This window comes from Streptomyces recifensis, assembly GCF_002154615.1.
In the GTDB taxonomy this organism is placed as follows: domain Bacteria; phylum Actinomycetota; class Actinomycetes; order Streptomycetales; family Streptomycetaceae; genus Streptomyces; species Streptomyces griseoluteus.
Window position 1 is genome coordinate 1 of record NZ_MUNH01000657.1, and the last position, 691, is coordinate 691.

Here is a 691-nt window from a genome sequence, read left to right on the forward strand (position 1 = left end):
GGTCGCGGTGGGGGCGCGGGTACGGGTGCGTCCGCCGAGAACGCCGTAGCCCGCACCCGACTGCGGGACCGCGGGCCAACGGGCGCGCCTCCGTGCGCAGGAGGAGTTCCCAGGAGCTCCGGCACGCTCTTCATCCCCTCCGGGGACGCGTCTTTCGCCACGGGCTCGGAATTCGTCGTGGACGGGGGCCCGCTGCTGGGCCCCGCGCTCCCACCCGCATCCGGGATCGAGGCTTGAGCCGGCATGGGGGTACGGAGCATCCGGTCGCGTGTCTCACCGTCCCGGCGTCGGTTTCGGGACGCGCACCGTCGTCGTCACCCTGACCTGGCACGGCATACGCGGAGTCGAGCCGAAGCCGAAGCGCACAGGTGGGTCGACCGGGGCGAGGGAGCCCAGGTCGCGGCCCTCGAGGGTGGCCGTCGCCGCCGTGAGCCGGTGCAGGTCGCGGGCGCCGTACCACTCGTACCGGCCGTTGCCCGCGGAGCCACGGGTGTGTACGCCCATCATCAGGCGGGCCACGGGGTCGGTCAGGGCGGCGAAGGCGGGCCGGGAGGTGACCGGTGCCGCCAGTCGGAGCAGGGTGCCCAGGGCGCCCCTGCGGCCGACCGTGAAGCACAGGTCGAGCAGCGCACCGGACGTCACCCTCCAGCGGTCCCCGGCGATCCGCACCCCCACCGGCACCACCCGCACC

1 pseudogene is annotated in these 691 nt (G+C 74.8%); it reads right to left on the reverse strand.

From position 1 onward, the window contains the following. Positions 1–273 precede the first annotated feature (273 nt). Positions 274–691 (reverse strand): annotated as a pseudogene (locus CCN33_RS27870) (hypothetical protein); the annotation flags it as partial.